Origin of the sequence: Alloacidobacterium dinghuense (assembly GCF_014274465.1) — a bacterium.
Lineage (GTDB): Bacteria > Acidobacteriota > Terriglobia > Terriglobales > Acidobacteriaceae > Alloacidobacterium > Alloacidobacterium dinghuense.
On sequence record NZ_CP060394.1, the window covers coordinates 2,422,172 to 2,447,242 of the forward strand.

Here is a 25,071-nt window from a genome sequence, read left to right on the forward strand (position 1 = left end):
TCTAAGCTTCGTTGACACGACACCAACAGAGCAAAGGCGCTTCCGCTGATTTCCGGATTGAGGAAGACTAGTCGACGACTGCTTGCGGCAAAGGTTCAACTGATGCGAGCTTCTTTTCCGGAGCGCAGGGCAGCGTGAACAGGAATTTGACGCCTGCGCCAAGTTCACTCTCGGCACGAATGCTTCCGCCATGCGCCATTACGATGTGCTTCACAATGGCGAGGCCAAGTCCCGTGCCACCGGACTCACGTGAGCGTGCCTTGTCTACGCGGTAGAAGCGCTCGAAGATCCGATCCAGGTGTTCGGAAGGAATGCCGGGACCGAAGTCACGCACAAAGAACTCAACCATCTGTTGGTCTTCATGCTTTCTATCAAGCAGCTTGGCGCCGACCAACACACGCTTGCCGGATTTCCCATACTTCATCGCATTCTCGATCAAGTTGCCGAAGACCTGGTTGAGCGAGTCCGCATCAGCCAGAACCAGTGCGTCGGTCGTTTCGGCGGCTTCGAGCGTCACATCGGAATCAAGCACCATGCCGGTAAGGGAGTCGATCGCATCCTCTACGATTGCCGACGCACGCATGGATTGAAGCTTCAGCTTGTAGTCCCCGGATTCCACATTTGCCAGCGCCAGCAGGTCCTCGGTCAAACGGTTCATGCGCGTGGCGTTTTTGAGGATAATCGCGAGGAACTCCCGCGCCTGCGGAGACACTTGCTCGTTTCCTTCAAGCAAGGTCTCCACATATCCGGAAATCGACGTCAACGGTGTGCGCAGCTCATGCGAAACATTGGCGATGAAGTCGCGACGCGTCTTTTCTGCCCGCTCTACGCTGGTGACATCGTGCAGCACGGCAACGGCTCCGCCTCCAGGCGTCGGCGCGGCGTTTACCTCAAAGATTCGTCCGGGCGCAACGCTGAAGGCCTTGCCGTTGAAGTTTTCACGCTGGCTCAGAGCGCCTTCGACACATGACAGGACATCCGGATCGCGCAACAGTTCGACGAGCAGCCGGCCTTCCCGTACAGCCGTAGAACAGATACGTTGCATAACGGCATTTGACCAGATCACCTGTCCCTGAGCGTTCACGGCAACAACGGCTTCTTGCATGCTATCGAGCAACGCCGTCAGTTCGCGACGGCTGGCCTCAAGCGCGTGAAAGCTTTGTTCAAGGCGGCTTGCCGTTGCGTCGAGCGCGTGAGCCACTTCCGAGAGCTCGCCAAGACTGTCTTCTTCAAGACGCGCTGAAAGATCACCCGCGGCGATCCTGTTGGCGAAGAGCACGATGCGGTCATATCGCTCCGCAACGCGACGCGCAAAAAATGCCGCCAATAAGGTGGCCGCGGCCAACGCGAGAACCGACCCGAACACCAGATCACGCGTAGCATGAGTCTGGTCGCGCATGGCATGTTCGAAAATTGGACGCAAGGAAAAGTCGAGGATTGCTGTTCCGACCAACAGCACCAGGACAAACGACACAAGTAGCTTGCTGAAGACCCTGCCTGTCAAATCTGGTCCCTGATCATTGCGCCGGAATCACTGCACGGGCCGCGGAACCTCAAAACGGTATCCGGCGCCACGCACCGTCTTCAGATATCGCGGATTTTCCGGGTCCGATTCGATTTTCTCACGGATGCGCCGCACATATACGTCCACCGAACGGGGGGTAACGAAGCGGGCATCGCCCCACACCGCATCCAGCAGGTGATCGCGGCTGAAAACGCGCCCGGGATGCCGGGCGAGGTAATCGAGCAGGCGAAATTCCGTAGCTGTGGTGGTTGTAAGTTCGCCGCGCACCTTCAGTTGCATCGCACTGGCATCAATCACCACCTCTTCAAAGCTGATGACAGATGGCGTAGCGGGACGCTCGAAGCGACGCAGCACGGCCTTAACGCGAGCCAGAAGCTCGCGGGGAGCGAAGGGCTTGGTGATGTAATCGTCGGCGCCGAGTTCGAGTCCAAGAACGCGGTCGTTTTCGCCGGCGCGGGCGGTAAGGAAAATGATTGGAACAGCGCTCAACGCAGGATGGCTGCGCAGCCGGCGGCAGACGTCAAGCCCGTCTCCCCCCGGAACCATAATGTCGAGAAGAAAAAGAGCAGGAGGCTGACGCTCGGCGTCGGTCAGTACGTTGGCGGGATTTGCATAAATGCGGGCGGCAAAACCTGCTGCTTCCAGATGATGCTGCACCAGGCGCGAAATGTCTGTGTCGTCTTCAAGCACGAATACGGTCTGGCTCAAGCCGGTTCTTCCCTCGCAGGCGTCCAGTAATGTGAATGGAACGCTAATTTTCGATTACAGGCTATCCCATCACGGCAAAGAGAATGCAAACGTTGTGTTAATTCACACTCAGACAGACTAAGTAGCGCCAAGGGGTCAGATTTGGGGGGATAGACCGCTAAATCAATGCTTTGCGCTGCTATCCTCTGCACACTATAATCCACTATTGATTTCATTGGATTTCTGCCACCCCGGGAGAATTCCGGATCCTGCGAAAAGAACGAAACATTAGTCGATATAGCCAAAACAATGACCACCCCATATACCGTTCTATGCGTCGATGACGAGGCCCTGGGCCTTCAGATCAGACGAGCGCTCCTCGAGATGGCTGGCTTTAAAGTTTTGACCGCTCTGGACGGCAAATCGGCCCTCGTAATCTTCGAAGACCACACAATCCATGCCGTACTACTCGATTACATCATGCCGGGGATGGATGGAGGCCGGGTCGCTGCGGCCATGCGCACCATCAAGCCCACGGTCCCGATCTTGTTGCATTCGGCATGCGTTGACCTGCCCCAGGAGACAATCGAACTCGTCGATGCAACCCTCCCAAAAGGTGAAGGCCCCGAATCCTTGATCAGCAGGCTGCAATTGCTCATCGATGCATCTCATTCCTCTGTGAGGAGCAATCGGTGAATTTTCGGGACTTCCAGAGAGTTCTAAAACAAGCTTTTTATGTTCCGCTTCTCGCGCTCGCTGCATTAGCGGGAGTCCTGCTCTGGCAGGCGACGACCACCGAGCATGCCCAGATTTGGCTCGACCACAGCGACCTCGTAAGTGCGCAGGTCGCTGAGTTGGAAAGGCGAATCATCGACCAGCAGACCGTCCTGCGTGGTTACGAGCTTACCGAAGACCGGGCCATGCTCCAGGCCTTCGATTTACGCAACTCTCATATCGATGCCCAGTTTACCTCTCTTCGGCAGCTCATCAGTGACAATCCCCAACAGATTGGGAACCTCGTCGGCATCCATGATGCGTACTTGGTCTGGCTGAGCTTTGCGCAGACTGTGATAGCTTCGCCAGCCCCCGCGGCCGACAAAGGTCTTGCCTATCGCGGGCGTGATCTTATGAGCGCCGTTCGGCAGGCGACAAGAACGATGAGCGAGGCCGAGGACCGGTTGCGCAAGCAACGGCTGGAAAAGACAATCCTTCTCGAACGTCGTGAAGTCACCATCGTTATTGTCGGCGCCTTTGTCGTTGGGCTCGCTTTGAGCATTTTTTCCATGACACGCCTGAAAAAGGTTTCCCGGGCTTACCAGGACTCTCTGGACAGCCTGCAGAAGCGTTCCACCGAACTCTACGAGAGCCGGGAATGGCTGCACACCACCCTGCGCTCGATCGGGGACGCAGTCATTGCCTGCGGTGCAGACAGCGGCGTCGAGTTCATGAATTCTGTCGCCGAAGAACTTACCGGATGGCAAATGGGAGAAGCCAGAGGCAAGCCACTCCAGCAGGTGTTTCACATCGTCAACGAGTTCACTCGTGAAGAGGCTGAGAGTCCTGTCGAAAAGGTGCGTCGGCAGAATGCGGTGATTGGCCTCGCAAACCACACTGCCCTGATCTCGCGCGATGGCTCCGAATACGTGATTGATGATAGCGCCGCGCCGATCCGCGACAAGGACGGCACGATGATCGGCATTGTACTGGTCTTCCGCGATGTCACCGACCAGAAACGCACCGAGGCCGCGCTGATCGCGAATGAAAAGCTCGCTGTCGCGGGACGCCTGGCCGCAAGCATCGCGCATGAAATTCACAATCCGCTCGACTCGGTAGCAAATCTTCACTACTTGCTTGAGCGGGAGAACGATCCGGCCAAGCGTTCGGAGTACCTCGAAATGGCGCAGCAGGAACTGAAGCGCACCATGCAGATCAGTCGCACCATGCTGAACCTTTATCGGGAACCAAATGCCCCGATTGTTGTGGATCTCAAGGAGTTGCTCGAGGGCGTTCTTCTGTTACTGCAGCGCCGGCTCGACAATCAAGGCATTACCGTGCAGCGCGATTTCGACAGTGGCTTTGCCGTTGAAGGCTTCCCCGCTGAGCTGCGTCAGGTTTTCGCGAATCTCATCGCGAATGCTGTCGATGCCGCCGGCTCCAAGGGCCGCATTCTGATTCGAATGCGCGGCGCGCCTGCCGAAGAACTCCGTGGCGCTGGAGTCGTGATCGAAATTCTCGACAGCGGCCCCGGAATCAGCAATCAGGCATCGCAGAAGATTTTCCAGCCCTTCTTCACCACAAAGGGCGACCAAGGCACAGGTCTGGGTTTATGGGTAAGCATGGGAATTGTGCAAAAGCACGGTGGAACCATTCGCGTTGAAAACACCATCGATGGAGATATGCGCGGCGCCACCGTGCGCGTTTACCTGCCTGCTCGCACATTGGCCACGCCTTCCTCGCGTTCCACGTTGCATATCAGCTAGCACCGAAGTTTTGATAGTAAAGATCGGCCACCTGCTGTAGCGTTTCACCCATGCAAAAATGCTTGGCAATTCTGTTAGCCTTGTCAGCCATGACAGGTGAGGCGCAACGCGCCCGTGATCTTGGCGTGCCCTTCGATGGCGCCGCCGGTCCGCTCGATGCCATTACGGACGTGCGCGGCATAGAGGTTGGCCACACCACACTAATCTCTGGCAACGGACCCCTAAAAGTTGGGGAAGGACCGGTGCGGACAGGAGTGACCGTGCTGTTTCCCCGCGGGAAATCGAACTCCGATCCTGTCTACGCTGGATGGTTCAGTCAGAATGGCAACGGTGAAATGACCGGAACGACCTGGGTAGAAGAGTCGGGATTTCTGGAAGGACCAGTCGCGATCACCAACACGCACAGCGTCGGCGTTGTGCGCGATGCCATCATTGCGTGGTCCCTCAAGCACCCGATGTTTCATCAGGATTGGTCTCTCCCGGTTGTCGCCGAGACTTGGGACGGATGGCTCAACGACATCAACGGCTTTCACGTAAAACCCGAGCACGTCTTTTCCGCCCTTGATGGAGCGCAAGGCGGCGCTGTGCCGGAAGGCGCAGTCGGAGGCGGAACGGGAATGATCTGCTATGGCTTCAAAGGGGGCATCGGCACGGCTTCTCGTGTGTTAAAGAAAGATGACGGTGCCTACACCGTCGGGGTGCTGGTGCAGTGCAATTGCGGACGCCGTCCCCAGCTGACAATTGCCGGTGTGCCGGTTGGTAAGGAAATCACCGAAGGTATCCCTTACTCCATGTTCAAGGATGACGAGGCCGGAGCCCAGCAAGGCGACCGTGGATCGATCATCATCGTCGTCGCCACCGACGCGCCGCTGATTCCAACGCAGTTGAAGCGGCTTGCGCGCCGGGCAACCATGGGGCTTGCCCGCACCGGTTCGACCTCAGGCAATGGTTCCGGCGATATCTTTCTCGCCTTCTCAACGGCAAACCCACATGCCAACGATGAGCCCGGTCCCAATACGGTGCAAACGGTTGCGAATGAGCGGATCAGTCCGCTCTTCAATGCAACGGTCGAAGCGACCGAGGAAGCCATCGTGAATGCAATGGTCGGCGCGAAGACCATGACCGGTATCGATAGCCACACGGTACCAGGCCTGCCTCACGACAAGTTGCAGGAAGTCCTCAAAAAATATGGGCGGTGAGTCACGAGAGTGAGACGGCTAGAAAGCGCAGACGCACATAGTCGGCGGTCCACTTGCCGAGATCATCGCAGAGCACCGGCTTCAGCAACTGCACTGTCTCCTGAATGGCCTCTTCCCTTTCAGCGTCCCGCAGACGCTCGAACAAGCCGCGGCGAAAGGTCTCAAGCCAGCCGCGCATGCCACCCTGGGGAAGCGGCGTAGGTCGCGGCATCAACTCAATGTAGTGCACATCGAAACCGTGATGGCGCAGGCGCGATTCGTAAGCCGCTGGAGTAGGAAAGTAATTCTGCTCTGCCTCGATGGCATCGATTCCGTGCTTTGAAAACACTGCCCGCAATGCGACCTGAATCGCGGCAATGTTGCCGTGCCCACCCATCTCGGCTACAAAGCGGCCACCAGGCTTGAGAGCGCGATGCACCCCGGCAAGAACCGTATCCTGATTGCGCATCCAATGCAGCGCCGCATTCGAGAAGACAGCGTCGAATTCGTGGTCAAAATCGAGCGCGTCAGCGTCCATCCCTTTCGCGTCCATGCCGGCTGCTCGCGCTGCTGCCACCATACTCTCGGAACTGTCTACGCCTTTTACCTTTGCCCCGGAAGCCGCAATCTTCTTGGTTAGCGCGCCATCGCCGCAGCCAAGATCAAGAATCTGCTCCCCAGGTCTCGGGTCGAGCAGATCGATCACCCCTCCCGCAAGGTCGGCGACGAAGCGCCCATTGAGCGCATACTGCGTAGCATTCCAGGTTTGTTCCGTCATGGTGAACATTGTAGGCGAAAACATTTTTACAGTAGTTTCTTGACAACCATAAGAGGCATAGGCAATCTATGCCTATGCCTCTTATGCCTAAATCCGATATGCCTCCCGGCGCGCTCACCCTCCTCATTCTGCGTGTGCTGCAGTCCGGCTCGCTTCATGGATATGCGATTGCTCAACGAATCCACGTCCTTTCAAGCGAGGTGCTGGCCGTTGAAGAGGGATCTCTCTACCCGGCGCTGCAGAAGATGCTGCTAAAAGGCTGGGTCACGGCGGAGTGGGGCATCTCGGAGACAAACCGTAAGGTCCGCTTCTATCGCCTGACCGTGGCCGGGCGCAAGCAACTGCAGGCGGAGATATCGAACTACGACCGCGTCACTGACGCAATCCAGGCCATATTGCGTACCGCATAGGAGAGAGGCACCGTGGGCGAATTGTTCCGACGTCTTCGCTATCTTTTGTTTCATCGGCGCTTTAACCGCGAGCTCGAAGACGAAATGGAATTCCATCGCGAGATGGCTGCGCGCCACGGTCGGCGGAATTTCGGCAACACGCTGCGGTTGCGCGAGCAATCGCGTGAAGCTTGGGGATGGACGTGGATCGATCGGCTTCTGCAGGATTTACGCTATGCCACGCGCATCCTATGGCGGTCGCCTGGTTTTTCGCTGACCGCGGTAGTCGTGCTGACTCTTGGCATCGGTGTTTGCGTACTGGCCTTCAGCATGCTCAATGTCATCGTATTCAAGCTGCTGCCTGTGCGCGATCCTGCTTCGCTGGTGCGGCTGCAGAGGCGCTCTCCGGAAATCATTACACCGGACACACCGTATCCGTCATTTCTCTTTTACCGCGATCATACGAAGACACTGTCAGCTATGTTTGCAGCCATGGGCGCGCCGGCTATGGAACTCGACAGCGATTTGCAGCCAGTGTCGGTCAATTTCGTGACGGCCAACTACTTCACTGAACTCGGAGCGAATACAGCGGCTGGCAGGGTGATCGATCCATTGCGAGACGATGCTGCGGAGACGCCTCCGACGGCCGTGCTGAGTTACGGGTTGTGGCAGAGACGTTTTCACGGCAATGCCTCTATCGTGGGCAGGGTAATTCATCTCAACAAGAAGGCGGTGACTGTCGTAGGTGTCATTGCCAAGGCCTTTCCCAGCCTGCATGGGCAAGATCCGGATGTTTTTCTGCCGATCAAGCAGCAACCGTATTTTGTAGAGGGCAGCACGGCGCTGACCGATGTGTTCAGCGGAGGCGGTGTGCGCATGTGGGGCCGTATGGGACCCGGCGTAACCGCAAAGATGGCTGAACAGGAGCTGCTGGAACTTACCAACGAGCTGCGCAAGCAATATCCCAAGCTGATATGGGACAAGGAATACATCCGAAGCGATCCGGGCGGACACCAGACGGTGATGCAGCCGGAAATGTATCGCGCGTTTGCCATGATCGCAGCGTTGGTACTGCTCATCTTTATTGTGGCGTGCGCAAACCTGGGTGGATTGATGATGGCTCGCGGGATAACACGTGAGCACGAAATCGGTATTCGCATCGCGATCGGGGCGAGCAGGAAACGCATTTTCCGGCAACTGTTCACTGAAAGCCTGCTACTGGCTTTAATTGGCGCATTCAGCGGATTGGCCTTGACCTATACCGGTCTGCGTATCTTGTCAGCCTTATTCCCAACACCAGACTGGGTCAGCTTTGCTCCTGACTGGCGCGTGCTGCTGTTCGTGGTGGGTATAGCTGTTACGGCGGCGATCCTTTTCGGGCTGGCTCCTGCGCTGCAGATCGCACGGCAACGCCAGCGCGGGACAATCATCCGCCAGATACTGGTTGGCGCACAGATTGCCGCAAGCTGCATCTTACTGATCCTATCCGGCCTGTTGGTGCACGCGGTGCTTCATCTGCTGCATAGCGATCCGGGCTTCGGATATGAACAGGTGATCGGCATCAATCCGGGACTTGACAGCCACGGATATACGCCGGAGGCGGCTCGAGCCTATGTCAATGAACTGAAGGGCAGATTGCTTGGTCTTCCGGGTGTGACGTCGGTTGCAATGTCGAAGATATCTCTTCTGGGAAATGGCTACACGTCTTATATGACGGTGGATATCGGAGGGCATCCCGTCAATATCTATCCAAACTGGGTCGATCCTGAGTTTTTCAAGACCATGGAAATTCCGCTCGTCCGAGGCAGGAATCTTCTTCCCCGCGAGACACATGCCGTGATCGTGAGCGAGTCATTGGCGCGCAAACAATGGCCGGGACTTGAACCATTGGGCCAGAAGTTTGGCGACCAAAAAGATCTCGTGGTGGGCGTTGCCGGAAATGCGCGTATCAAGGCACTAAATGACGGCGATGCAGTCGAAGCATATTGGGCTGCGCAGCCCTCGGACATAACATCGACGACTCTTCTGGTGAAGACAGCAGGCGCTCCCGATGGATTGCCTCCGATGATTAAGTCAATCGTGGAGACCCTCGATCCAAAGCTGTTTCCATACGTCTGGCTTCTCAAATCCGGCTTCCGAGACTATACGCAAATTCTTGAGAATACGGTGCTGGCAGTCAGCCTGCTCGGAATGGTCGCGGTGCTGATGGCGGGTGTGGGAATTCTCGGTCTGGTCGCATATGCGGTTTCGCAGCGCACGAAAGAAATTGCTATCCGCATCGCCCTTGGAGCAAAACCGCTGCATGTGTTGTCGGTCGTTCTACGGCAGTTTCTGTGGCCCGTTCTTATCGGCGCGATTGTCGGAGCTGCCGGGACGGCTGCAGTTTCGCAGCTTTTGCGGAAGATACTGTATGGCATCAGCAATCTTGACCCCGCAGGGTATGCGGGTGGAATCGGAGTCCTGATCGCCATTGCTGCTGCCGCTGCTTTGCTTCCCGCACGGCGCGCTTTGCGCGTCGATCCTGTACGCGCCCTGCACGAAGAATAGAGTTGTCATGGGGAACATGCCGTTGGTCGTGTCAAGCCCCAAAATCGATGGTTTCTCTTCAACTGATTGATTCTAAAAGTCAAAATGATTCCGGAAATTGGCGTGTTTTCAGTCCGGACTTGCTAAACTAGATATAGGAGCCAAGAAAGGGCCGAATGATGAAAGCCGCCTGTTGGGGCGGCTTTATCCTTCTGATTCTAAATATTTTACTTCTAAATTCCCTATTATCAATATCTTAGCAAGCTTGAAAAACCGGCTAGCTGTTTGTTTTCAGGAATTTAGCTATTTTTGGGGGACCTTAATCCTGAATTCCTAATGGACTACCGACTGGAAAAGGGGCGACTGCAGCAAACTCGCGAACTGGCTGTCCGAGGACGAAAACCGCACCTGCAAAGTGCCTGAGTTAGAGTCAATCGTCGTGTTGTCGATCGCCGTCTTCTCGATGGCCGTGCCGCTAACCTTCTTGTACATGGCAGCGGCATTGAGCAGTGAAGACATGGTTGCGGCTGTGAAAGTATCCGCCGTTACCACGTCCAGATTAAACTTCACCCCATTGTTGAAGTTCATCGTGTAACGTGATGCAGTCATACGCTTTTTAACCGTGTCATAGTCTGCGAGCTGCGAAGCTTCGCCGAGCACGCCGCGCATCATCATCTGGGTGCCCTTCTGGTCGAGAATGCTCCAGATCGGCTCGGTATCGACAACGGTCATCTGCTGCATCATGGTGTCGTTGCTTAGGAAGTTCGGTGTCAGACCATCGCGGGCATCCAGCGCAAGCTTGATCGCATCGCTCGCGCCAAAGACCATGGTCGTCGGATTCAGAAAGCTCACCAGCATGCCGCTTGCGCCCATCGGATAGATGACATTGTCGCGAAGTTTGGTCGCCTTTACTTTCTGCTTCTTGAAGCTTGCCAGAATGTCCGGCAACGAGAACTGTCCCTGGGCAATCCCGACAATCTTCGTGCTCTCGCCACCGTTCGCCGTCCGGAAGGCTGCAAAGGCCAGCTCGTCTACATCGTGATTGTCGTTCAAGCCAGAGGATTTGAGCGCCGTCTCGAGTTGCTTGAGCTCGGGTGGGAGCACCCGCGCCTTCAAATTCATCGCAGCTTCTGAGTTCTGCATCGCACGATAATCAACAACGATCAGCTGTTGCACGTCCTTAGGAATGACCGCGCGGGCGTCACCGCCGAGCTGCGCCGCCGTTGCAGGCAGAGATACAAAGATGCTCAGCGCCATCGTGGCGACGAGCGAAAGATTCTTGCCAAACTTCAAATTCATACCTCCGAGAGCTGCCGAATCCGGCTGACCCTCTGTATCCCAAGGCAGACGTCTGCGCCTGCGCTATTATTTTAGACCGACGCGATCCAGTTCTGATACCGGCCATGCGATCGGATGCTCCAGCTTCCGTTCCAGAAGCTTCTCATCCGGATTAAACCCATGTAATTGACGCACCCACTCGCTGTCCTGCTCAAAAGCTGCTTCGGGCAGCAGCCCGATCAGCTCTCCACGCACAGGCTGTGTGCGGTGCCGCGCCGCCTGCCGCTTGACCGCAGCGTATGCGTCCGCTACCGACGTCTGGCGGAAATCCGTGATATTCATTGAGATCTGCGCCATCCCGTGCGCCAGCACACCCATCGCCTTCACTCCGGACAGGCCACCGCCTGAGGCCCGAATTTCCTTAGCAATGGCTCTTGCAGTGCCCACATTCGGAGTGTCCAGGTAGATGTTATAAGCGATGAGAAAACGGCGTGCCCCCACAGCAGATGCCCCCGCAGTTGGATGCAGATCGGGTCCGCCTACGTCCGGACGGCGGGAGACATCCTTACGCACCGCATCGCGCAAGCCCTCAAACTGCCCGCGCCGCACATCCTCGAGCAGCGCTCGATCCGGACGCGCGGCAGCAGCCTCATAGAAATAGACGGGAATATGATGGCGCTTCCAGATTTCCATGCCAGCCTGCCGCGCCAGCAGAGCGCACTGTTCAAGCGAAATGCCGCGGACAGGCACAAAAGGAATCACGTCCGCCGCCCCGATACGCGGATGGACACCCTGTTGCGATGTGAGATCGATCAGTTCAGCGGCACGGCCAGCAGCGAGAATCGCAGCCTCAACGACTGCAGCAGGAGATCCGATGATCGTTACCACCGAGCGGTTATGGGCAGAGTCGAGCGACCAGTCTAGCAGCGATACGCCGTCAAGTTGCATGGCCGAAATGATGGATGCAACCCTACGCGAGTCGGCGCCCTCGGAAAAATTCGGCACGCATTCGATTAACGCGTCGCTCATCCTAATCTCTTACTTCCACCACGTGTACCCAATCTGGAACTGCACGCTCGCGTTCACGCCGGGATTGCGATCGCCCAACGATGCGCTAGATATATGAATCGCATTTGCGGCAAACGTCAATGACTGCCTTGGCCTCACGAAGTAATGAAACCCAACGCCGAACTGTGGCGTGAAATTCCATACGCTCGTGCCACCCGGTTGGCCATGCTCCACGATGATGTCCGGCGGATATTTGTGGTTTGTCCAGATCAGTCCGCCTGCGCCCTGAACCCAGGGGGCGATTTTCTTGGTTGGCTTCAGGTCCCAACGCAGAATGATGGGCGTGATGCTGACGCCACTGAAAGTTCCACCGTTGTAAGGCAACAGCGCACTCCCGGTCTGTCCGTCAAATTCATATTTTGTTTCCTGCAAATGCGGAGCCGGTGTGAAGGATTGCCAGTAGGGCATCAACTCACCCGCATACTCAAATTGCCCGCGGATAAAGCCCGGCAAATGCTGGTTCGTGATCACCTTGCCCAGACGCGCGCCTGCGCTGGTAAAGCTGAAGTCCGAGCGATCACCGACACCGACGCCGCCCTGAAGGAACGGCCCGAACTCCCACGGCCTGGTTGCCAGAACGGCCGACGCAGAGATGTCATTGTCTGGAGCGGGCTCCTGCGCGTTCTGAGCGATGGCCGAAAGTGAAAACAGACTGGAGGCCAGAACAATAAAAGAAGGAACAAATTTTTTCAGCATAGTGTGTGCTAGATAGTTTTCCTGGTGCTCTGAACTTCTGATGTCAGGTACGAGCTTGCGCTTCGATTTTCTTCTGTTCGAACAGAAAGGCCGCCATCCGGCGGCCCTCGTGGTGGATCATGCTGACCGCTTAGCCGGCGACCTCTTCAAGTTGCTTGGCGTCCATATCGAAATTCGAATAGACGTTCTGCACGTCGTCATGGTCTTCGAGCGCTTCGAGCAGGCGAATCATCTGCGAGGCGGCCGAGCCCTCGAGTTTGGTGTAGGTCGACGCAACCATCGTAATCTCGGACATCACGGTCTCGATCTTAGCGTCGCGGACGGCCTGTGCAACCGCCTCAAATGACGCCGGATCGGTGAGGATCTCCCACGTGTCGCCTTCGTCGTTCAGGTCTTCGCCGCCGGCTTCGAGCACGATGTTCATTAGCCGTTCCTCATTCGCCGCGCTCTTGGGAACGGCGATGACGCCCTTCTTGGTGAACATGAAGCGCACCGATCCGGATTCGCCCAGGTTTCCGCCATTTTTCGAAAACGCGTGCCGGACTTCGCTCACCGTGCGGTTGCGGTTGTCTGTGGTCGTATCCACAATAATGGCCACTCCACCCGGACCGTACCCTTCGAAAGTGATCTCCTCATAGATAGCCCCAGGCAGTTCACCGGTACCGCGCTGAATCGCGCGCTTGATATTGTCCGCAGGCATGTTCTCCGCCTTCGCAGCGGCAACTGCAGTTCGCAGGCGCGGATTTCCGTCGGGATCGCCGCCAGCCTTCGCAGCAATGGTGATTTCTTTGATCAGACGCGTGAAGGCCTTGCCGCGTTTCGCGTCAAGAGCCCCCTTTTTGTGCTTAATTGTCGCCCATTTTGAATGGCCGGACATGGGAAACCTCGGAAGCTTATGTGTTTTCGGTTTACGGCGAAATGCTTGAAAACAGGATCGGTTTAGAGCAATTCCCGCAATTCATAAGTATAACAGGCTGCCCGTCGGTTAGCTTATTCGCGATGGCAGACGATTTCCTGAATTCCAAGCCAATTGGGCCTCGCCGTTTTAACGCATTCCTTATGACTTTCTCATGCCTTCCTTGTGATGATTATGACCGTGCAGTTTGCCTTGTTGGAGGAATCCACCATGAGCCGTCCTCTTCGCCTCTCCATGCATATGCTGGCAATCGCGTCTATCCTGATGATCGCTTCTCACCTGAAGGCGCAGGCTTCCGATGCAACTGCATCGAGAAGCGAAGAGATTCGCGAACTACGACGCGAACTTGCGTCGATCAATGCACGCCTGACGAAGCTCGAAAATGAAGACAATGTCACTGTCGCCACCGCTGCGCCTGATGAAAACGCAGCGACGCTCAGCAGCGCGAGCATGGCGCTCGGCGCGAAGCAGTCCGAGACGGTGCAGCCTGTGGTTCAAACACTAACCGCGGCAGACCGCAAAACGCTCGACTTCTTGAACGGCACTACGATCAACATGATGTTCGACGGCTATTACGAGTACAACTTCAACGACCCCATTGGTCGCGTCAACCTGCTCCGCGCATACGACGTCAGCAGCAATGCCTTCAGCATCAATCAGGCCGATCTTGTTTTTGAACACGCCGTCGATCCAGCCAATGGCAAACGCTTCGGTGCCCGGATCGATCTGCAATTCGGCCAGGCGACCGAGACGCTCCAGGGTAATCCCGCTAATGAACCGCGCCCTGAAATCTACCGAAACATCTTCCAGGCCTACGGGACATATGTTGTTCCTGTAGGTAGCGGCCTCACCGTGGACATCGGAAAGTGGGCAAGCTCTCTGGGAATGGAAGGTAACTACACCAAAGACCAGATCAACTACTCGCGCTCGTACTGGTTCGACTACCTGCCGTTTTACCATGCAGGCCTGCGCGCTACGTATGCATTTACGCCGCGACTGTCAGGCCACTATTGGATGGTGAACGGCACGCAGCAGACTGAACCCACCAACGGCTTTAAAGATGAGATGGTCGGCTTCGAGGCGAAACCAATCAATTCCATCGACTGGACATTCAACTATTATCTCGGCCAGGAACATCCCGATTTCGAGTACGTCACCAATGGACCGCCGGGATTGCCGGAACAACAGGGCCAGCCCTTTGAGCCAATTACCAATTCCCCCAAAGGCAAGTTGAACATCTTTGATAGCTATGCAATCTGGACAACCACGCCCAAACTCACCTTCGCAATCGAAGGCGACTATGTGATCTCGCGCTACCAGACATACTCCGCCCCTCAGCACACAGACGGCGGCGCACTCTACGCGCGTTATCAGTTCAACCCGCTGCTCGCGCTGGGCGCACGCACAGAATATCTATCTGACCGTGGCGCGCTCTACAGCGGAAAAGTGCAGGCGCTCAAGGAATTCACATTCACCTTCGACCAGAACGTCGGCAACGGCTTTCTCGTACGGGAAGAACTGCGCCACGATTTCTCGAACCAGCCGTACTTCCTGACCGATACGCTGGGCCACCTCAGCAACGATCAGACGACGGCCACTTTAGGGCTGATCTGGTGGTTCGGCGCCAAACAAGGCGCATGGTAACGTCGATGAAACGAAATGCCCCGTAGTTTCACTAGTCAGTGAGCCTTAGAGCGGAGCGCATTTCTATGTCTGCATTACCGTGCATCAAAGCGTCGTATTTCTATGCGGAACCGGATCCGGCTCGTCTCCGGGCCGAGCAGCAGTGTCGTGATTCGTGGCGAGACCTCTCCCTGCCTCTGCCTTTGCCTGAGGCACAGGTTATAGCCTTGTGCAAGATCGCGACGCACTTAAACTTCAAAGGGGCGAACGCTTCTTCATGTTTGATCGCAATCTTTACGGGCCAGGATGCAGCCGGAAAACTCATGGCTGCTGAAGCGCTGGCATACGAAGTGCAACGGACGCTGTATCGCATTGACCTGAGCGAAATTGGAGAATTCCTTGCCGAAGACGGGAAAAGACGACTCACACAGATGGTTGCCGCAGCTCGGACTGAGAATGCGATTTTGATAATCGACAATGCGGACGATTTGCCAGGCCCATTGCTAAAACTACTGGCAGCCTACTCCGGACTCTCGATTCTCATGACGGATGCATCTCATGAGAGATCGAGCCCCATGTATCGTTCAGCCCACTACGTCGTCGACTTTCCGTTTCAGACCGAAACTGAATAGTCCGCATCCATCTCTGATTAAGCAGACCCGGCCTGCTGTGAAACTACGCAGGCCGGCCTGCTTGCCTAATCTCTTACTGCGTGAGCGCAGTCTGTGTATAGGTCCAGTTCAGGATTTTCTGCAGCGCTAATAACCCTCCTGTGCCGCCAGTAAATCCAACGTATGCCGAGTTCGCATGAACGATCGATGGAATGTTCACTGTGAATTTCTGCGCAAATGTTTTGCTGGTCGTCAGATCTGTCAGCGTAAGAGTTACAGTTGTTCCGTCATAGCTCACATTCGCCAGCATCGGATCGCCGCTATGCAGATTGATCCCGGATGAAGTCATATCAATGGCAGGGATCGTAGGGGACGCGCCGCCGGTATAGAGCCCCGTTGAATTTGCGCCCTCTCCCTGATTGCTGTAAAGGTCAAACTTAATCGCTGCGCTGTTTGGTATGCCGCCCGTACCGCCTGGAGTGTCCGGCCCATAGCCCAGTCCTCCGCCATTCGGCCCGAGCGCAGTTGGCGCATTGGATTGAATGGTGAAGGTGAATCCGTCTGCCGCAGCGTTCAGCAGCTGGAATGTAAAGCTCGTTTGGAACTGTCGTATATCAACTGGCGCATTGAAGAAGACGCTGCCCCCTTCATGCGTTGCGGCATTATCCGTTACTTTCAATGTGCCGTCATTCAAGTTGGCTGCACTGCCGTTAAACGTGAGCCCCTGTGCCCCTGCGAATCCGCGGGCAAAGTTGATCGCCTCACCCCCATCCTGAATGACATAGGCAGTCGTGGCAACATTGCTCTGCCCTACTCCAGAAACGAACGCAATTGCCTTTACCGTCTGCGAGCCAATGATCATAAACGGACCGGAGTAGCGCGTTGACGCGACCGTCGGCGTACTGCCGTCTGTGGTGTAGTAAATCTGCGCTCCGGAAGCAGGCTGAGAGATCGAAACCACTTGCGACGAAGTGTAGGTTCCCGCAGCCGGAGATATTGCTGGTAGTGCAACAGACGGAGGCTGTATCACATAGGAACCCGTGACGATGGGGCTGTCACTGTAATTGGCAGCACTGGCGAAGGTCTTGATCGTCAGCGAATTCCCACTCACCTGAATCGGCGCACTGTATACCGCCGACGTGTGGCTCGGCTGCGATCCGTCCATCGTGTAGTAAATCGTTGCATTCGGCGTCAGGCTGCTCAGCGACACCTGCACTGCATTCGTATACGTCCCCGGCGCAGGGCTGAACGTGGGATCGGCCGTCACCTGCGCGCTCACAGGCGTAAACGTCCAGCTCAATATGTTCGTCGTCACCGTCGACCCACCCGTGCCTCCGGTGAATCCTGCATACCCCTGGCTCGTTCCCAGCGCTCCTGGGATATTCACTGGAAACGTCGTCGCGTACGATGCCGACGTATTCGTGTCCGTGATCGACACCTGCAACGCCGTTCCGTTGTAGACCAGGTGCACATGGAAGACATCCCCGCTGGTCAGCACAATCCCGCTGCCCGTCAGGTCGGTGGCCGGAGTCATCGGCTGCGCTCCGCCCGTATACACCCCAATCGAATCCTTCCCTTCGCCCTGGTTGTTATAAATGTCGAACTTCAGCGCAAAGCTGTTGGAGATCGTCGCATAGCCCAGCGATCCGCCGGAAGAACCCTTCGCCGTCGCGCCGTTGCTCTGAATAGCAAAGGTAAAACCATCGGCGACCGGATTCTGCATCTGGAAGATGAAGTCTGAGGTAAAGGCAGACACATTCACCGGCGTAGTCGCCCAGGCTGTTCCAGCCAGGAAGGTTGCGTTATTCGTCAGCTGCAATGCGCTGAGCGCGCTGTTGATCTGTGCGCTGCCGTTCAGCGCAATTCCAGCCGTGCCCGTGAAGCCGCTGCCAAAGTTGATGCCCTGCCCCGTCGTCTGAATCACATAAGCAGCGCTGCCCACCTGGCTCACCGAATAGCCTGGGGCCATGGCGATGGCATCGATCGCCTGGTTGCCGCTCACCGAAATCGGACTCGAATACACGCTGGAACTTGCCGTCGGCGTCGATCCGTCCGTCGTGTAGTAGATCGTTGAACCTGCTGTCCTACTCGTAATCGCTACCGTCTGCGCCCCGATATACGTCCCCCCTGACGGGGTAAACATGGGAACAACGGCGGCTGGCGGCAGAATGGTAATCGTCGCCGATGTCACGGGGCTCGGCGCGTTGCCTGCTGCAACGGCCATCGCTGAAACCTTCACAGTGCCGCTGCTGATGGTCAACGGACCGCTGTAAACAGATGAGGCAGTCGTCGGCGTAGAACCATCGATCGTGTAGTAGATGACAGCGCCACTGATTGCATCGGTTATGGTGACTTTCTGAGCCGTTGCAAATGAACCAGTACTCGGAGAAATCGCGGGAGTCTGCGTAGCTACAGCTGCATTGGAAACAAAGGTCCAGGTAAGAATCTTCTGGCTCGATGACAAACCGCCCGTACCACCGGTAAATCCAACGTATGCAGCATTGCCTCCTACAATCTGAGGAATGTTGATCGCAAAGTTTTGCGAGAACGACTTGCCGGTGACCGCGTCGGCAATCGTCATGGTTAACGTTGTCCCATCGTACGCCATATGCGCATTTATCGTGTCGCCGCTGTTCAACGTGACTCCGGACGAAGTCATATCGATAGCGGGAATGGTGGGGCTTGCACCGTTCGTATAAAGCCCGGTAGAGTCGGAACCTTCCCCGCTGTTGTTGTAGAAGTCGAATTTAATCGCAACGCTTTTGGGTATCCCTCCCGTGCCGGTTGTGGTGTAAGGCCCGTAACCTAACCCTCCGCCTGAAGGGCCGAGCGCCTTCGGTCCCTGCGCCTGGATCGTGAACGTGAAGCCATCGGCGTGAGCATCGGAGAGCTGGAACGAAAAGTCGTTGGTAAACGACTGAACATTCATGAGCGCGTTATAGAAAACGCTGCCGGCCTGAAACGTCCCGCCACTCGTCAGCTGCAAACGGCTGTCGTCGCTATGCAACGCACTGCCATTCAGAGTCAATCCTGTAACCGAAGAAAACCCGCTTCCAAAATTAATGCCCGCGCCTGAGTACTGAATCGAATACGTTCCTCCACCAATAATGCTCGGCGTCAGGCTGCTGGTCGCCATAGCCTGCACCGTTTCCGTACTATTCACAGTGATCGGACCGTTGTACTTGGGAGAATTCACCGTCGGCGTGGAGCCGTCAGTCGTGTAGTAAATCACCGCCCCAGGCGCGGCATCGCTCAGTGTGACAACCTGCGCCGAAGTATAGGAACCAGGAGCAGGCGTAAAGACCGGAGCTGGCGTCTGCGTTAGAAAGGTGAAGATGGCAGAGCTTGAGCTCTGCAAATAGCCCGGCGCGCTCACAACCGCGCGAATCGTGGTCCCCGTGGAAATAGTAAAAGGCCCTGAATATGGAATCGCCGCAGGAGTCGGAATTGTCCCGTCTGTCGTGTAGTAGATGGAACTGCTCGGGATAGAGCTGGTGATCGCGACTTGCTTTGGCCCCGCAAAGCTGCCCCCATCTGGATTGATTACCGGAGGTGGCGCCTGTTGCACTCCGTTGAGCGGGCCATAGACGTCTACCTGATACGCAGCACCTACATATACTTTCCCATTTGTAACTACAGGAACGACGAATTTCGTCGCCGGGCCTGCATCATCGCGGGCTGTATTCGTGTCACTCTTGTAAATCGGGTTGATCGCATTGTTGGCATCAAATGCATATAGAACCGCCGACCCATTCGAGTTATACGCATCGCTTCTAACTGCCCAGACAATCCCGCTTTGTGGGCCGTTGGAAGATATAACCGGACTGGCGCCTGGAAACCCTGAGTTAACGCTCGCGGTATTGCTCGGTGTTGTGCTCAACAGCCCATTCGTAAGATCGAACCGCTTGAGCGTATCTCCATTGCCCCACATGTAGACGTGTCCGTTCCAGTACGCTGGAGTACTCCACAATCCAGCGGTCTGGCCCAAAATATCCTGAATGATATTCGTGTTAGAGGTTCCTCCAGGCGCATATCCACCAAGGCTATCGCGATCGAGAAGAAGGATTCGCCCCTCTTTGCCGACTTGCAGTAATTCGTGAGTGTGCAAGCCCGGCTGATCGGGAAGCATCAATTCTCCGCCTGATCCCTGATCGAGGTCTCCATTAGAAAGCGTGGCCTGGTTGAATGGAGTAAATGCGCTGCCGGGCGTGAAGCTTCCATTCGCGAGATCGAGGCGAACGATGCTGTCACCATAATCCACATTCGCCGACAGTGGAGGATAGCTTGTATAAGAGCCGTTGCCAGTCGAAAGAAAGATGCGTCCGCCATTACTCCCCGTATCGACGGGCAACCCAGCACCGGCACCCCACACACCATTGCCGTATCCGTTGGGAGAGAGACAGATAACTCCCGTTTGCTGCAGAGTGCTGGCGTTGTAGGCCATCACCCACCCGTGCCATGGCCCGTTATCTCCGTGTGAACCAAACGCTATATAGAGGTAACCGCCAAAGAGATCGAGAGCCACACGATTCATTTGCCATGTCGGGCTGAACGCAATTCGCCCACCCGAACTTCCATTTCCGTTACCGGTGACAGTTGCAGAGATCGGCAGCGATGGACTGCCCCCTTGCTCCGCGCCCGTGATCATGTTCAACGCGTGAATGCGTTGAACATACGTTCCGTTTTCCTTCGTCTTCGCTACAACGTAGAGAGTCCGGCTCGCCAGGTCATATACCGGAGTCGACGTAATCCCAATCTCGGGAACAATGTCATGGGTTCCAATATCCGTACTCGGCACCGTCGTCGCGCCTGCGGCTGCGCCATGCGTTGGGTCAAGCATGCTCGCCTTCCACAATGGCAGCCCATTCGCTCCGCCATTCGTGTCCGCGTCAAACGCATACACGCTGTCATGCTCGGTCGCAATGTAGATAACATTGTGAACGAGACCATCCGACATCGTGATACCGCTGACATAAAGCGGTTGCGCATAGACATACCCATCCACGGCTATGCTGAACAACTTGCCGAAACTCGTAGTGTTCACGTTCGCAGGCGTCAGCAGCGTCTCCTGCGTATTCGCACCTGCATGCATATTGTCATATCGCCATGTAGGAACATTGACCGCCGTGGCTGTCTGCGCGCTTGCCCCGATCGCCTTCATCGCGAACACAACCAGGAACATCGACGAGAGACAGACTCCGCCGGATCGGCAAATCAGCTTTCTGACATCGGCAGCGAAAGACTTAAGAACCTGGGAAGTAAAAATAGATTGCACGTGATCGCATCCATGAGGGGGTGTCTAGTTTTTGTTCACTCTCAGGGAGTTCGCGCTTGATGCGTCTCGTGCAAAAATCCGCAACAATTTATTGTTGCGATTCCCCAGAGCGTTACTTGCCCTCCCGCAGGGTGCAATTCATCGGCCACGAACCATCGACAGAAAGCCACCGTGGCACTCATCATGAAAAGCTGGGATTCTTGTCCGTATTTTTCTCTTTGCAGTAAGAAAGAAGCAGATCACGTCGGAAGAAAAGGAGATTACGATTTTTGCAAGCAGTTACTACTTTTGGTTAACCCTTAACAAGCATTCGTAGGCTCGTCATGCCTTTAGACATGCAGAGCTGTTACCAAAATGCGAACTTTCCCTAGTTACTCATGTTGATTACCGCTGCTGCAATTTGCGTCGGCGCTATGCAAGCGGTCAGGATGGTTACATGCTCAATGTGAAGATCTTGGCGACCGTGGCGCTGTTAATCGCTATACCAGTACCAATCCACGCAGAAGACGGAATAGCGTGGGAGGTGCATGGCAACTGGTACGCAAATCAGATTGCTCTTCGCAAGGGTGATGCGATCGCTCCCGGTGCAGTTTTGACCGCTGCTGCCTCCACCGGTGCATCGATGCTCATTCTGCTGCCCGACGGCCAGCGGCTCCTCTTTGATTGCCACAACGCACCCAGTTGCACGCAGGGATTTCGCGTGCCTTCCTTGATCGCAAAGCCCGACGAGGATGCGATGGATTTGTTCGCTGCTGTCCGGGGCGCGATGCGTCGCCCCATGCTCATCATGACCACTCCGCTGCCGGCTACCACAATGGAGACGGAATCAGTCATTGCAATACAAGAAGACGGAAGGATTCGCCTGAAGCAGATATTTACTACGCTACCTCCAGGTCAATATCGAATGAGCTTGCAGGGTGAAGGCGATGCGCAGCCATCTGTGCAATCGCTGGCGTGGTCAGGGCCGCATGACGAAACAACGCTGCCTCTTCCGCATCCTGGGATGTATCGCCTGCAACTTTACGGAAGTTTAGGCGGAGAGCGCATGCGCATCGTGTTGCTGGCCGAGTCGGCCAGCCTATTCCCGGCAAGGCAAAAAGCATTCACGGAAGCAAGAGCGGATCTCCGGGAGTGGAACGAGACCTTCCCCGGATGGCCTGTACACCAGTGGTTGCAGTTATTCCTTCAATCCATGTCACAACCTGAAAGCGCCAAACCATAACTCGCGTCCTCGGCTCACATATAAGACAATCAAGATTCGAGCCGCATTTGACATGACCAGCCCCACCTTTCACCTGAGTGGAAAAACTGCCGTCGTACTTGGCGGAACTTCTGGCATCGGCCGCGCAATTGCCCTCGGCTTCGCCAATGCCGGAGCCGACGTCATAGCCTCGTCCCGTCGTCTGTCTGAAGTCGAACAAGCCGCCTCCGAGATCGAAGGCCTGGGACGTCGCTCGCTAACGCTCGCTGCAGACGTACTGAATCGCCCCTCGCTTGAAACTTTGCATGCAAAAGTGATGGAAACGTTTGGACGTATCGACATTCTTGTGAACTCTGCCGGAATCACGCAACGTGTTCCAACGCTCGACTGTTCCGAAGAAGATTGGAGCCGCGTCCTTGACACGAATCTAACCGGCACCTTTCGCGCCTGCCAGATCTTCGGCAAAACAATGACCGCCCAGCGTTACGGCCGGATCATCAACATCGCTTCTCTGGGAACGTTCGTCGCCTTTCATGAAGTGGCAGCATATTGCGCCAGCAAAGCCGCCATCGGCTCCTTAACAAGATCGTTGGCTATCGAACTTGCGCGCGATGGGGTATGCGTGAATGCCATCGCGCCGGGCATCTTTCCCACTTCGCTCAACGAGGACCTGCTCAACACCACTGACCGCGGACAGGAGTTGCACATGCGAATTCCAATGCAGCGCTTCGGTGGAGCGGACGAGTTGGTCGGCGCGGCAGTTTTTCTTGCATCAGAAGCTGCTTCCTATGTCACGGGGCAGATTATGATCGTCGACGGAGGATATCTCGCAAGCGGAGTCAATCAATAACTCCAATGCCAGTGTTCAACTATAGCTCCCAGGAACCTTGAAATGAAGATCACAAATGCATTGGTAAACGTCTGCTCGCCCGGGCGCAATTTCGTCACACTCAAGATCGAAACAGACGACGGCATTTATGGGCTGGGCGACGCAACTTTAAATGGCCGTGAGATGGCCGTGGTGAGCTATCTCACCGAGCACGTAATTCCCTGCCTCATCGGTCGCGATCCCTTCCAGACCGAGGACATCTGGCAGTATCTCTATCGCGGAGCGTATTGGCGCCGCGGTCCTGTCACCATGGCCGCCATCGCCGCAGTCGATGTTTCCTTGTGGGACATCAAGGGAAAAGCGCTGCGCACACCGGTCTATAACCTCCTTGGCGGCAAAAGCCGCGAAGGTGTTCTCGTCTATGCACACGCACACGGAAGTACAGTCGAAGAAGCGGTAGACGATGTTGGCAGACATGTCGAACTCGGCTACCTCGCAGTACGTGCCCAAAGCGGAGTACCGGGCCTCGAATCGACGTATGGCGTGCCCAAAGGGACGCAAGCTTACGAACCCGCAGAGCGCGGACTGCCTTCCGAAAGCCGCTGGTCTAGCGAGCTATATCTGCGACACACGCCAAGGCTGTTCCAGAAAATTCGCGAAGCATTCGGCGAAGATGTCCATCTGTTGCATGACTGTCACCATCGCCTCACACCCATTGAAGCTGCGCGTCTGGGTAAAGATCTGGAGCCATTCCATCTCTTCTGGATGGAAGACCCGATTCCAGCCGAGTTGCAGGTGGGGTTCAAACTACTGCGCGAACACACCACCACTCCCATTGCCACCGGGGAAGTGTTCAACACAATCTGGGACGCACACGACCTGATCCGTCGTCAATGGATTGACTATATTCGCACGTCGGTTGTGCACGCGGGCGGCTTTACGCACCTAAAAAAGATCGCCGACTTTGCCGCGATCTACAACGTGCGTACCGGATGTCACGGCGCAACAGATCTCTCGCCGATCACAATGGCCGCAGCGCTGCACTTCGGCATCGCCATCCACAACTTCGGCATTCAGGAGCACATGCCACATTCGGCGGAAACGGATGAGGTCTTTCCCCATGCGTATCGCTTTGACGCAGGCTACATGTATCCCGGCGACGCTCCAGGATTAGGCGTAGATATCGACGAATCGCTCGCATCGAAGTATCCGTACCAGCGCGCCTATCTTCCCATCAACCGTAAGCTTGATGGCACGCTAACCGACTGGTAGTTCACGATCAATCTCATCAACAGGAGCAGTAAATAAATGCGTATTTCGTGGCGCCTTTGGTTACGGGTGATCCTGTTGGTGATCGTGGTCGTGTTGATATTCGTCCGCTTCCTCTGGCATCGCCATCCAAAGACCATGGCTACGAGGTCGGTTACAGATCTCGCCGTCAGCAGCCCGCTGAACCAGTCGGGCGGCGATCCCGCTCCGGCGGACGCCTATGAAGTCTACTCTGCGCTCTATCAGGCCCCGATGCAGGATCCTCTCGTATTCGCGCAAAATTCAGTCACCGATATTCCCCAGGTGAATGGCAGCTGCCTGAAACCGTCTACCCCGGAAGAGCACGAGTTGACGGACGCCTTCGTCGCGGCGAATCGTCAAAGCCATCGCTGGGAGCAGAAATTCTCGATCAGCCAGGGCTATCGGCTTTTGCCGCACGACGAGGTCGGACAAGTATTGTCCTGTCTCGCAACCCACGGGCGTGATGCCGCCCGATGCGACAGCTACAAGCAAGTCAGGTTCGTGAGATTTTTGGGAGTGCCCGGACTTGATCACACGCACACACATGCCCTGGTCTCGGTTATCAAGAGCTGCGGTGGCTATTGTGGAAATGGCGGAATCTTCGCAGTCGAAAAAACGGAAAATACATGGCAGCGGTCAGCGACAACCGACTTCACGCGCGACTGCAGCTGGATGTACTAGGAGCACCGATCTCTGCAAATAAGAAGATTTTGCGGAACCG

The 25,071-nt window shown here is 55.9% G+C and carries 19 protein-coding genes; 11 read left to right on the top strand and 8 right to left on the bottom strand.

Translation table 11 applies throughout. From position 1 onward, the window contains the following. Nucleotides 1–67 precede the first annotated feature (67 nt). Together H7849_RS09880 and H7849_RS09885 are read right to left on the bottom strand one after the other, a co-directional pair. Complete coding sequence (locus tag H7849_RS09880) at nt 68–1,474, bottom strand: sensor histidine kinase (RefSeq protein WP_251106721.1); 1,407 nt, start codon at nt 1,472–1,474, stop codon at nt 68–70. A 57-nt stretch (nt 1,475–1,531) separates the two neighbouring features. Beyond that, entirely contained in the window at nt 1,532–2,233 is a 702-nt protein-coding gene (locus H7849_RS09885) for a winged helix-turn-helix domain-containing protein (protein WP_186746135.1), read from the bottom strand. A 288-nt stretch (nt 2,234–2,521) separates the two neighbouring features. Between H7849_RS09885 and H7849_RS09890 the strand changes: the two genes are divergently transcribed. The 3 genes from H7849_RS09890 to H7849_RS09900 all read left to right on the top strand — a co-directional run bounded on the left by H7849_RS09890 (nt 2,522) and on the right by H7849_RS09900 (nt 5,891). Continuing rightward, nucleotides 2,522–2,908 (top strand): response regulator, encoded by a 387-nt coding sequence (locus H7849_RS09890; protein ID WP_186746136.1) that lies wholly within the window; start codon nt 2,522–2,524, stop codon nt 2,906–2,908. After that, nucleotides 2,905–4,692: an ATP-binding protein gene (locus H7849_RS09895; protein WP_186746138.1), complete on the top strand. Its 1,788-nt coding sequence runs from the start codon at nt 2,905–2,907 to the stop codon at nt 4,690–4,692. Before H7849_RS09890 ends, H7849_RS09895 begins: the two co-directional genes overlap by 4 nt. Before the next feature lie 62 nt (nt 4,693–4,754). Further along, a complete protein-coding gene (locus H7849_RS09900; protein ID WP_251106722.1) occupies nt 4,755–5,891 on the top strand; it encodes a DmpA family aminopeptidase in 1,137 nt (378 codons plus the stop codon). Between the two features lies 1 nt (nt 5,892). Here the strand turns inward: H7849_RS09900 and H7849_RS09905 are convergent, their stop codons facing one another. Beyond that, nucleotides 5,893–6,672 carry a class I SAM-dependent methyltransferase gene (locus H7849_RS09905; RefSeq protein ID WP_222439787.1) on the bottom strand — a complete coding sequence of 260 codons (780 nt, stop codon included), beginning with the start codon at nt 6,670–6,672 and terminating at the stop codon, nt 5,893–5,895. A gap of 50 nt (nt 6,673–6,722) precedes the next feature. On the opposite strand from H7849_RS09905, the gene H7849_RS09910 reads away from it, so the two are divergent. Together H7849_RS09910 and H7849_RS09915 are read left to right on the top strand one after the other, a co-directional pair. Continuing rightward, nucleotides 6,723–7,058, top strand: coding sequence for a PadR family transcriptional regulator (locus tag H7849_RS09910; protein WP_251106803.1), 336 nt, complete (start codon nt 6,723–6,725; stop codon nt 7,056–7,058). Nucleotides 7,059–7,070: 12 nt separating this feature from the next. Beyond that, nucleotides 7,071–9,584: an ABC transporter permease gene (locus H7849_RS09915; protein WP_186746141.1), complete on the top strand. Its 2,514-nt coding sequence runs from the start codon at nt 7,071–7,073 to the stop codon at nt 9,582–9,584. A gap of 312 nt (nt 9,585–9,896) precedes the next feature. Here H7849_RS09915 and H7849_RS09920 read toward each other — a convergent pair whose 3' ends face one another. The 4 genes from H7849_RS09920 to H7849_RS09935 all read right to left on the bottom strand — a co-directional run bounded on the left by H7849_RS09920 (nt 9,897) and on the right by H7849_RS09935 (nt 13,482). Beyond that, nucleotides 9,897–10,862, bottom strand: coding sequence for a hypothetical protein (locus H7849_RS09920; RefSeq protein ID WP_186746143.1), 966 nt, complete (start codon nt 10,860–10,862; stop codon nt 9,897–9,899). A gap of 66 nt (nt 10,863–10,928) precedes the next feature. Next, nucleotides 10,929–11,870, bottom strand: a complete 942-nt coding sequence (ftcD, locus tag H7849_RS09925; RefSeq protein ID WP_186746145.1) for a glutamate formimidoyltransferase — start codon at nt 11,868–11,870, stop codon at nt 10,929–10,931. 9 nt (nt 11,871–11,879) lie between these two features. Continuing rightward, entirely contained in the window at nt 11,880–12,605 is a 726-nt protein-coding gene (locus H7849_RS09930) for an acyloxyacyl hydrolase (RefSeq protein ID WP_186746147.1), read from the bottom strand. 130 nt (nt 12,606–12,735) lie between these two features. Next, complete coding sequence (locus tag H7849_RS09935) at nt 12,736–13,482, bottom strand: YebC/PmpR family DNA-binding transcriptional regulator (RefSeq protein WP_186746149.1); 747 nt, start codon at nt 13,480–13,482, stop codon at nt 12,736–12,738. A 249-nt stretch (nt 13,483–13,731) separates the two neighbouring features. Here H7849_RS09935 and H7849_RS09940 point away from each other — a divergent pair, with 249 nt between their 5' ends. Both H7849_RS09940 and H7849_RS09945 read left to right on the top strand, forming a co-directional pair. Then, nucleotides 13,732–15,165 carry an outer membrane beta-barrel protein gene (locus H7849_RS09940; RefSeq protein WP_186746150.1) on the top strand — a complete coding sequence of 478 codons (1,434 nt, stop codon included), beginning with the start codon at nt 13,732–13,734 and terminating at the stop codon, nt 15,163–15,165. Nucleotides 15,166–15,230: 65 nt separating this feature from the next. Further along, complete coding sequence (locus H7849_RS09945) at nt 15,231–15,776, top strand: AAA family ATPase (RefSeq protein WP_186746152.1); 546 nt, start codon at nt 15,231–15,233, stop codon at nt 15,774–15,776. 73 nt (nt 15,777–15,849) lie between these two features. On the opposite strand, the gene H7849_RS09950 is transcribed toward H7849_RS09945, so the two are convergent. After that, the gene (locus H7849_RS09950; RefSeq protein WP_186746153.1) at nt 15,850–20,937 is read right to left on the bottom strand and encodes a chitobiase/beta-hexosaminidase C-terminal domain-containing protein; all 5,088 of its coding nucleotides are present in this window, start codon (nt 20,935–20,937) and stop codon (nt 15,850–15,852) included. 529 nt (nt 20,938–21,466) lie between these two features. Between H7849_RS09950 and H7849_RS09955 the strand changes: the two genes are divergently transcribed. The 4 genes from H7849_RS09955 to H7849_RS09970 are packed head-to-tail and all read left to right on the top strand — an operon-like array spanning nt 21,467 to nt 25,031. Then, on the top strand, nt 21,467–22,252 hold the full coding sequence (locus H7849_RS09955) for a hypothetical protein (RefSeq protein ID WP_186746155.1): 786 nt from the start codon (nt 21,467–21,469) through the stop codon (nt 22,250–22,252). Between the two features lie 52 nt (nt 22,253–22,304). Beyond that, nucleotides 22,305–23,081, top strand: coding sequence for an SDR family NAD(P)-dependent oxidoreductase (locus tag H7849_RS09960; RefSeq protein WP_186746157.1), 777 nt, complete (start codon nt 22,305–22,307; stop codon nt 23,079–23,081). A gap of 42 nt (nt 23,082–23,123) precedes the next feature. Beyond that, complete coding sequence (manD, locus tag H7849_RS09965; protein WP_186746159.1) at nt 23,124–24,332, top strand: D-mannonate dehydratase ManD; 1,209 nt, start codon at nt 23,124–23,126, stop codon at nt 24,330–24,332. 36 nt (nt 24,333–24,368) lie between these two features. Beyond that, on the top strand, nt 24,369–25,031 hold the full coding sequence (locus H7849_RS09970; RefSeq protein WP_186746161.1) for a hypothetical protein: 663 nt from the start codon (nt 24,369–24,371) through the stop codon (nt 25,029–25,031). Nucleotides 25,032–25,071: the final 40 nt, after the last annotated feature.

What these genes read in the sequence shown, in the direction of transcription:
- H7849_RS09890 (WP_186746136.1), top strand. Translation starts at nt 2,522, where the DNA reads ATGACCACCCCATATACCGTTCTATGCGTCGATGACGAGGCCCTGGGC.
- H7849_RS09905 (WP_222439787.1), bottom strand. Translation starts at nt 6,672, where the DNA reads ATGTTTTCGCCTACAATGTTCACCATGACGGAACAAACCTGGAATGCT.
- H7849_RS09910 (WP_251106803.1), top strand. Translation starts at nt 6,723, where the DNA reads ATGCCTCTTATGCCTAAATCCGATATGCCTCCCGGCGCGCTCACCCTC.
- H7849_RS09920 (WP_186746143.1), bottom strand. Translation starts at nt 10,862, where the DNA reads ATGAATTTGAAGTTTGGCAAGAATCTTTCGCTCGTCGCCACGATGGCG.
- ftcD (WP_186746145.1), bottom strand. Translation starts at nt 11,870, where the DNA reads ATGAGCGACGCGTTAATCGAATGCGTGCCGAATTTTTCCGAGGGCGCC.
- H7849_RS09930 (WP_186746147.1), bottom strand. Translation starts at nt 12,605, where the DNA reads ATGCTGAAAAAATTTGTTCCTTCTTTTATTGTTCTGGCCTCCAGTCTG.
- H7849_RS09935 (WP_186746149.1), bottom strand. Translation starts at nt 13,482, where the DNA reads ATGTCCGGCCATTCAAAATGGGCGACAATTAAGCACAAAAAGGGGGCT.
- H7849_RS09940 (WP_186746150.1), top strand. Translation starts at nt 13,732, where the DNA reads ATGAGCCGTCCTCTTCGCCTCTCCATGCATATGCTGGCAATCGCGTCT.
- H7849_RS09945 (WP_186746152.1), top strand. Translation starts at nt 15,231, where the DNA reads ATGTCTGCATTACCGTGCATCAAAGCGTCGTATTTCTATGCGGAACCG.
- H7849_RS09950 (WP_186746153.1), bottom strand. Translation starts at nt 20,937, where the DNA reads ATGTTCCTGGTTGTGTTCGCGATGAAGGCGATCGGGGCAAGCGCGCAG.
- H7849_RS09955 (WP_186746155.1), top strand. Translation starts at nt 21,467, where the DNA reads ATGCTCAATGTGAAGATCTTGGCGACCGTGGCGCTGTTAATCGCTATA.
- H7849_RS09960 (WP_186746157.1), top strand. Translation starts at nt 22,305, where the DNA reads ATGACCAGCCCCACCTTTCACCTGAGTGGAAAAACTGCCGTCGTACTT.
- manD (WP_186746159.1), top strand. Translation starts at nt 23,124, where the DNA reads ATGAAGATCACAAATGCATTGGTAAACGTCTGCTCGCCCGGGCGCAAT.
- H7849_RS09970 (WP_186746161.1), top strand. Translation starts at nt 24,369, where the DNA reads ATGCGTATTTCGTGGCGCCTTTGGTTACGGGTGATCCTGTTGGTGATC.